Genomic DNA, 7,305 nt, shown 5'->3' with positions numbered 1-7,305 from the left:
ACACCCTTGTCATTGGCTAGTGGTTCCCACTACCAAGCCCACAGCGGACTTTCACCGCCAAGTTACCGCCCGTGCCGGGCACACATAAAAAGAGCCTCTGGATAACCAGAGGCTCTTAACAGCAAGTACTATTTTACTTCTACAGAAGCACCCGCTTCTTCTAATTTAGCTTTTGCTTCATCAGCTTCTTCTTTGCTTGCCTTTTCCTTAACTGGCTTTGGCGCACCATCAACTAGTGCTTTTGCTTCTTTCAAGCCAAGACCTGTCAATTCACGCACAACTTTGATTACGTTAATCTTCTTGTCTCCAGCTCCAGTAAGAACTACATCAAACTCAGTTTGCTCTTCTGCAGCAGCGTCTCCGCCAGCTACTGGTGCAGCAGCCATAGCTACTGGCGCAGCAGCGCTAACACCGAATTCTTCCTCTAATGCTTTAACTAGCTCAGCTAGCTCCAATACTGACATTTCTTTAACAGCTTCCATAATTTCATTAACTTTTGACATTATTATATACCTCCTAAGTATACTTCAAATTATTTAATAACTAATATTAACTTGCTTCTTTCTGCTCCTTAACAGCTTGAAGAGCATAGGCCAGATTTCTAATAGGCCCTTGTAATACGTTGACAAAGCCTGAAATAGGTGCTTGCATCCCACCAACAACCTTAGCCAACAACTCTTCTCTGGATGGTAAGTCTGCTAACTCTTTTACTTGCTCGAATGTAACAGCACTACCGTCAAGAACTCCACCTTTAATTTCTAGTTCCTTGTGTGCTTTAGCAAACTCTGAAAGTATTTTAGCAGGCGCCACAGGATCTTCTGCACTAAATGCAATCGCCGTCGGTCCTTCTAGAAATTGATCTACACCTTCAACTTCAGCGTTCTTAGCCGCAATTTTTGTAAGTGTATTCTTAACTACTTTGTAATCAATGTTAGCTTCTCTCAGTTTTGCTCTTAGTTGAGTTACCTCAGCAACATTAAGTCCTCTGTAGTCTGTTATCACTACACCTTGTGAGTTCTTTAGCTTATCGGTAAGGTCAGCTACCACTTCTTGTTTAGAAACAACTTTTGCCATTCTGTTCCCACCTCCTTGTTGTTGAGATTTGAAGGCAAAACTAATAAAGACCCCTGTAGCACTACAGAGGTCTGTCTTTCACATGTTTATAGCATCACACACTATTAGTGTGCAGATACTCTTCACGAACCTCGGCAGGATATTAAGCTTGCGCACCTGCTGTCTACAGCTGTTACACTGTATTTTGTTTTTAAAAACCATAGTAATGCTATGTTGTCAAACTGATGCTATTATATCATCGTCCGACTATTTATGTCAACTACTTTTCAACGGGCTTCTGTGGATTAACTTTAACTCCAGGACCCATCGTAGAGGATAACGTGATACTCTTAATGTATTGGCCTTTAGCCGCTGCCGGCTTAGCCTTGATTAATGTTTCCATCATAACATTATAGTTGTCTTCTATCTTATCTGCATCAAAAGATACTTTTCCAATAGGCACATGGATAATACCAGCCTTTTCAACTCTATAAGCAATTTTACCAGCTTTAATTTCATTCACTGCCTTTTCTACTTCAAAAGTAACTGTTCCAGTTTTAGGGTTAGGCATTAAACCCTTTGGCCCTAACACTCTTCCCAATTTACCTACAGTTGCCATCATGTCAGGTGTAGCTACTACTACATCAAATTCAAGCCATCCGCCTTGAATTTTTTCAACTAGGTCTTCTGCACCTACGTAGTCTGCACCTGCAGCTTCGGCCTCTTTAGCCTTTTCGCCTTTTGCAAATACTAATACTGATTTAGTTTTACCAGTTCCATGCGGCAATACTACAGCGCCTCGAATTTGCTGATCTGCGTGTCTAGGATCTACCCCTAGTCTAACTGCTAAATCTACAGTCTCATCGAATTTAGTGCTGCTCATTTCTTTTACAGCTTTAATCGCTTCATCCGGCGTATAGTGTTTCTCTCTGTCAACTTGCTTCGCTGCTTCCGCAAAGCGCTTTCCTGTTTTAGCCATTTTATATTCCTCCTCTGTGGTGTTAGCGGAATACTCCTCCCACTTTTCTCGTTTGCAGCTTATTCAGCTACTTCGATGCCCATGCTTCGAGCTGTACCTTCTATCATCTTCATTGCAGCCTCAACATCATTTGCATTTAGATCTTGCATCTTAAGCTCTGCAATTTCCTTAACTTTATCTCTAGATACCTTAGCTACTTTGTTTTTGTTTGGCTCTCCAGATGCCTTATCAATACCTGCTGCTTTCTTTAGTAGAATAGCTGCCGGCGGAGTTTTTGTAATAAAAGTAAAGGATCTATCTTCAAAAACCGTAATTTCTACCGGTATAATCATACCAGCTTGATTAGCTGTTTTTTCATTGAAATCCTTAGTAAACGCCATGATATTTACACCATGTTGACCTAATGCAGGCCCTACTGGTGGCGCTGGAGTAGCTTTCCCTGCAGGGATTTGCAGTTTAATTAATCCCACTACCTTTTTTGCCATTGTTGTCCACCTCCTTAAAAAATGCTTACTCTATAGAGCTTCTATTTGTTGGAATTCAAGTTCCACCGGGGTCTCCCGACCGAACATAGAAACTAATACTTTAACCTTACCTTTTTCAGGATGTATCTCTTCAATCGTACCGATAAAGTTTTCAAAAGGTCCTGAAATTATTCTCACATTTTGCTTTAACTCAAAGTCTATTTTTGCCTTAGGGTCTTCTTCACCCATTTGAGCAAGTATTTGTCTAACCTCGTGTTCGTGAAGGGGTACAGGTTTGGTTCCGGAACCTACAAAACCAGTCACGCCCGGCGTATTTCTAACCACATACCAAGCCACGTCAGACATAATCATTTCCACCAGTACATACCCAGGAAAGACCTTTTTCTTGGCAATCTTCTTTTTGCCATCCTTCATTTCTACTTCATCTTCCATGGGAACCATTATGCGGAATATATTATCTTCCATGTTCATGGATTCCACGCGCTTTTCAAGATTTGTTTTCACTTTGTTTTCATAACCAGAGTAAGTATGAATCACATACCACTTTTTGTCCATAACCACAAGGGCCGCCACTTAAGGGCCCTCACCCCCTTCAAAGAGTATCTAGAATATCAACTGTATTAAAAAGCCCAAACCAGAATCTATTACCCAAAGTAATACGGCAATAATTACTACAGCAGTAAGTACTACTCCAGTGTATTTAATCAACTGTGTTTTATCTAGCCAATGAACTTTTTTTAGCTCTGCCCATACATTGCGCAAAAATCGCTTTGCTCTTTCCAGAGCCCCCACATCCTGCTGAGCAACTTTTTTTGCAGCCATTTCACTTCACATCCTAATAACGTAGTTTGGCAGGCCCGGAGGGACTCGAACCCCCATCACGCGGATTTGGAGTCCGCTGCTCTAGCCAATTGGAGCTACGGGCCTTTAATTGTAATAACTCTACTTAGTCTCTCTGTGCAACGTTTTAGTTTGACAGAACTTGCAGTACTTCTTTGTTTCAAGTCTATCTGGATTATTTCTTTTGTTTTTTGTGGTAGCATAATTTCTCTGCTTGCATTCAGTACAAGCTAATGTAATGCCCTCTCTCATCTAAGCACCTGCCGACCATATGTGTAAAGCTTACCGTCCTATGCCTGGCAGCAGGTTTCACCTCCCGTATACTTCTTTGACGATAGCTTGTATTCCAATTTAACACGTACTTTATATAATTTATCATATCAGTTGTATACTGTCAATATTTTTCCCAATCTACCTAGCTTCTTAAACCCCTTAGATTAAAGAAAACTTGGCTTGCGCCAAGCCTTTAGCGAAGGCGAAAGCCTTAGTTGCACTTATGCCAATGGAAAATTTGCTTTCCTATGGTGTAAATAAAAAGGCAGGATAAACCTGCCCATATATACTATTCGTTAATAGCAGTTACTACACCAGCACCTACTGTACGGCCACCCTCACGAATTGCAAATCTCAATCCTGTTTCAATTGCAATTGGTGTGATTAATTCGATGTTCATCTTAACATTGTCTCCTGGCATTACCATTTCTACTCCGTCTTCTAGTGTAACTACTCCTGTTACGTCTGTTGTTCTGAAGTAGAACTGTGGTCTATACCCGTTGAAGAATGGAGTGTGTCGTCCACCCTCTTCTTTGCTCAGAATGTATACTTCTGCGCTGAACTTAGTGTGGGGCTTGATTGATCCTGGCTTAGCTAGCACTTGACCTCTTTCGATATCTTTTCTATCTACACCTCTAAGTAAGGCTCCAATGTTGTCCCCAGCTTCTGCTTGATCTAGAAGCTTTCTAAACATCTCTACTCCTGTTACTATTGTCTTTGTAGTGTCTTTCATACCTACAATCTCAAGTTCGTCCCCTACTTTGATTACGCCTCTCTCTACTCTTCCTGTTGCCACTGTTCCACGTCCAGTAATACTGAATACGTCCTCTACTGGCATCAAGAATGGCTTGTCAGTGTCTCTTTCTGGTGTTGGTACGTAGGAATCTACTGCTGCCATCAATTCTAAAATCTTGTTAGCCCATTCTCCTTCGCCGCCTTCTTCAAGCGCTTTAAGAGCTGAACCTTTTACCACTGGAATGTCATCACCAGGGAATTCGTATTCGTTAAGTAGCTCTCTTACTTCCATCTCTACTAATTCCATTAATTCTTCATCGTCTACCATATCTTCTTTGTTTAGCCAAACAACGATGTTTGGTACACCTACCTGGCGAGCTAGTAGGATGTGCTCTCTTGTCTGAGGCATTGGGCCATCAGCAGCACTTACTACTAGGATAGCTCCGTCCATCTGAGCAGCACCTGTAATCATGTTTTTAACGTAGTCAGCGTGACCTGGACAGTCTACGTGTGCGTAGTGTCTAGTCTCTGTCTCGTACTCAACGTGTGATGTTGAAATTGTAATTCCTCTTTCTCTTTCCTCTGGAGCGTTGTCAATTTGATCATATCCTGTCGCTGTAGCTCCACCAGCCTTTGCCAATGTAGTTGTAATGGCAGCTGTCAATGTAGTCTTACCATGGTCTACGTGACCAATTGTTCCAACGTTAACGTGGGGCTTATTTCTTTCAAACTTTGCTTTAGCCATCTGTTAATCATTCCTTTCTTAAGTTCATAAATATATTAAACATGAATTTTAGACATGCTTTTTATTCTCCAAACATCGAATAATTCCTGCTTGTCCTATTCTATATTTTTTAACCTCTAATGTCAAATTTACCCTCTAGCTTTTTAAACAACATTATTTTCTCAGCTACTTTCAACAATTAAAATATGAAAAAGTCGATTCTTAAAGCCGATTTCTATCTATTTACTTCATAATTCTACACATATCATTGGTGAATTCCACTGGATCGTCAATTGGCAACCCTTCAATTAGGAGCGCTTGATTGTAGAGCAGATTTGTATACAGTTTTAGCTTTTCTTTGTCATTTTCAAAGGCTTCTTGTAGTGCTGAGAAAACTTGATGGTTCATATTAATTTCTAAAATCTTTTCAGCCTTGACACCTTGACTATTAGGCATAGATTGGAGTGTCTTCTCCATCTCTATAGTTAGTTCTCCTTCAGTGGCTAAGCACACCGGATGGGTTTTTAGCCTCTTTGAAGCTCGCACCTCTTTCACTTTATCGGAAAGAAGATCCTTCATAAATTCAAATACCTCTTTTTTACCATCTTCCTCACTGACATCCTTCTGATCTTCTTCCAGTTCAATACCCAGATCCCCATCAGACACGGACTTGAATTCCTTTTCCTTATATGCTGCCAACATCTTAATAGCAAATTCATCTACTTCATCAGTAAAGTAAAAGATCTCATAGCCCTTTTCAGCCACTAGCTCTGTTTGAGGAAGCTTCTCGATTTTCTCCACAGTATCCCCAGATGCGTAATATATATATTTTTGATCTTCAGGCATTCTGGACACATACTCTTCTAAGGTTACTAGCTTCTTTTCCGTAGAAGAGTAGAACAGGAGCAGATCCTGTAGCACTTCTTTGTTAGCACCAAAATCACTATAGACACCATATTTTAGCTGTCGACCAAAGGATTCATAAAAGTTCTCATACTTATCTCTTTCATCCTTTAACAAGCTTTGTAGCTGTTTTTTGATTTTGCTATTAATGTTTTTAGCTATCAGCTTTAACTGTCTATCGTGCTGCAACATTTCTCTAGATATGTTAAGAGATAAATCCTCTGAATCTACCATCCCTTTCACAAAACTAAAGTAGTCTGGCAGTAAGTCTGAGCACTTATTCATAATTAAAACACCATTGGAATAGAGTTCAAGCCCCTTCTCATATTCTTTCGAATAATAGTCAAAGGGAATATTCTCCGGAATGAAGAGTATTGCATCATATCGCACTGCCCCATCCACACTTATGTGAATATGCTTTATCGGCTTATCAAAGCCGTAATGCTTCTCAGCATAAAATTTCTCATAATCCTCATCGGTTAGTTCACTCTTGTTCTTTCGCCAAATGGGGACCATACTATTAACAACTTCTTCACCCATTTTAATTGGGTATCTAATGAAGTCTGAGTATTTTTTTATAATTTGCTTCAATCGGTACTCCTCTAAAAACTGATCATAATCATCTTCATCTGTACTCTCGTTTAACTTTAGGATGACATCAGTACCATATTCCTCTTTTTCATGTGGCTCAATGGTATATCCCTCTACGCCTTGAGATTCCCATTTGAATGCTTCCCCACCGTCTACAGATTTACTAACAACAGTAACAGCATCGGCCACCATAAACGCCGAATAAAATCCTACTCCAAATTGACCAATAATGTCGTGACCATCTTTAATCTCATTTGTTTCTTTAAAGGCTAAAGATCCGCTCTTGGCTATGGTACCAAGATTTTCTTCTAGTTCATCCTTTGTCATACCAATGCCTGTATCAGAAATTTTTAAGGTTCTACTATCTTTATCCACCTCTACCTTTATGTAGTACTTGTCTTTATCAAAAACCAACTTATCATCTGTTAAAGCCCTGTAATACATTTTGTCTATAGCATCACTGGCATTAGATATTAACTCTCTTAAGAATATCTCTCGGTTAGTATAGATTGAGTTAATCATCATTTCTAATAATCTTTTGGATTCTGCTTTAAATTGCTTATCCACCATTTTATTCGCTCCTTTCAACGTCTTCATTATTAATTTTTACTAATTTTTATATACCATAACACTAGTGTTGCATAAAAACTTATCACCATAGTACAACCAGAATTAAGAAGAAATATTCTTGCATTTATTTTTATTTATTCAATAATTTTACA

The 7,305-nt window shown here is 39.5% G+C and carries 9 protein-coding genes, 1 tRNA gene and 1 other annotated feature; all 10 genes read right to left on the bottom strand.

What is annotated here, in order from left to right; genetic code table 11:
- Positions 1-128: 128 nt before the first annotated feature.
- The 10 genes from rplL to htpG all read right to left on the bottom strand — a co-directional run bounded on the left by rplL (position 129) and on the right by htpG (position 7,153).
- Positions 129-503 (bottom strand): 50S ribosomal protein L7/L12, encoded by a 375-nt coding sequence (gene rplL, locus GGQ84_RS15005; RefSeq protein ID WP_429163618.1) that lies wholly within the window; start codon positions 501-503, stop codon positions 129-131.
- Positions 504-549: 46 nt separating this feature from the next.
- On the bottom strand, positions 550-1,074 hold the full coding sequence (rplJ, locus tag GGQ84_RS15000) for a 50S ribosomal protein L10 (protein WP_429163617.1): 525 nt from the start codon (positions 1,072-1,074) through the stop codon (positions 550-552).
- Positions 1,075-1,107: 33 nt separating this feature from the next.
- Positions 1,108-1,261: a sequence feature (ribosomal protein L10 leader region), on the bottom strand.
- 72 nt (positions 1,262-1,333) lie between these two features.
- The gene (gene rplA, locus GGQ84_RS14995; RefSeq protein WP_429163616.1) at positions 1,334-2,032 is read right to left on the bottom strand and encodes a 50S ribosomal protein L1; all 699 of its coding nucleotides are present in this window, start codon (positions 2,030-2,032) and stop codon (positions 1,334-1,336) included.
- Between the two features lie 59 nt (positions 2,033-2,091).
- A complete protein-coding gene (rplK, locus tag GGQ84_RS14990) occupies positions 2,092-2,517 on the bottom strand; it encodes a 50S ribosomal protein L11 (protein WP_429163615.1) in 426 nt (141 codons plus the stop codon).
- A 30-nt stretch (positions 2,518-2,547) separates the two neighbouring features.
- On the bottom strand, positions 2,548-3,072 hold the full coding sequence (gene nusG / locus GGQ84_RS14985) for a transcription termination/antitermination protein NusG (RefSeq protein ID WP_429163614.1): 525 nt from the start codon (positions 3,070-3,072) through the stop codon (positions 2,548-2,550).
- A 48-nt stretch (positions 3,073-3,120) separates the two neighbouring features.
- Positions 3,121-3,339 carry a preprotein translocase subunit SecE gene (gene secE, locus GGQ84_RS14980; RefSeq protein ID WP_429163613.1) on the bottom strand — a complete coding sequence of 73 codons (219 nt, stop codon included), beginning with the start codon at positions 3,337-3,339 and terminating at the stop codon, positions 3,121-3,123.
- Positions 3,340-3,366: 27 nt separating this feature from the next.
- Positions 3,367-3,444: transfer RNA gene (locus GGQ84_RS14975), tRNA-Trp, on the bottom strand.
- 15 nt (positions 3,445-3,459) lie between these two features.
- Positions 3,460-3,609, bottom strand: coding sequence for a 50S ribosomal protein L33 (gene rpmG, locus GGQ84_RS14970; RefSeq protein ID WP_429163612.1), 150 nt, complete (start codon positions 3,607-3,609; stop codon positions 3,460-3,462).
- Positions 3,610-3,919: 310 nt separating this feature from the next.
- The gene (gene tuf, locus GGQ84_RS14965; RefSeq protein ID WP_429163611.1) at positions 3,920-5,110 is read right to left on the bottom strand and encodes an elongation factor Tu; all 1,191 of its coding nucleotides are present in this window, start codon (positions 5,108-5,110) and stop codon (positions 3,920-3,922) included.
- Between the two features lie 222 nt (positions 5,111-5,332).
- Positions 5,333-7,153 (bottom strand): molecular chaperone HtpG, encoded by a 1,821-nt coding sequence (htpG, locus tag GGQ84_RS14960; RefSeq protein WP_429163619.1) that lies wholly within the window; start codon positions 7,151-7,153, stop codon positions 5,333-5,335.
- Positions 7,154-7,305 lie beyond the last annotated feature (152 nt).

The sequence above is a fragment of the Desulfitispora alkaliphila genome (assembly GCF_050433185.1).
GTDB lineage: Bacteria > Bacillota > Desulfitisporia > Desulfitisporales > Desulfitisporaceae > Desulfitispora > Desulfitispora alkaliphila.
The sequence above is the reverse complement of the archived record's forward strand: the minus strand, read 5'-3'. Positions and strand labels throughout refer to the sequence as shown.

What these genes read in the sequence shown, in the direction of transcription:
- htpG (WP_429163619.1), bottom strand. Translation starts at nt 7,153, where the DNA reads ATGGTGGATAAGCAATTTAAAGCAGAATCCAAAAGATTATTAGAAATG.
- nusG (WP_429163614.1), bottom strand. Translation starts at nt 3,072, where the DNA reads ATGGACAAAAAGTGGTATGTGATTCATACTTACTCTGGTTATGAAAAC.
- rplK (WP_429163615.1), bottom strand. Translation starts at nt 2,517, where the DNA reads ATGGCAAAAAAGGTAGTGGGATTAATTAAACTGCAAATCCCTGCAGGG.
- rpmG (WP_429163612.1), bottom strand. Translation starts at nt 3,609, where the DNA reads ATGAGAGAGGGCATTACATTAGCTTGTACTGAATGCAAGCAGAGAAAT.
- secE (WP_429163613.1), bottom strand. Translation starts at nt 3,339, where the DNA reads ATGGCTGCAAAAAAAGTTGCTCAGCAGGATGTGGGGGCTCTGGAAAGA.
- rplJ (WP_429163617.1), bottom strand. Translation starts at nt 1,074, where the DNA reads ATGGCAAAAGTTGTTTCTAAACAAGAAGTGGTAGCTGACCTTACCGAT.
- rplA (WP_429163616.1), bottom strand. Translation starts at nt 2,032, where the DNA reads ATGGCTAAAACAGGAAAGCGCTTTGCGGAAGCAGCGAAGCAAGTTGAC.
- rplL (WP_429163618.1), bottom strand. Translation starts at nt 503, where the DNA reads ATGTCAAAAGTTAATGAAATTATGGAAGCTGTTAAAGAAATGTCAGTA.
- tuf (WP_429163611.1), bottom strand. Translation starts at nt 5,110, where the DNA reads ATGGCTAAAGCAAAGTTTGAAAGAAATAAGCCCCACGTTAACGTTGGA.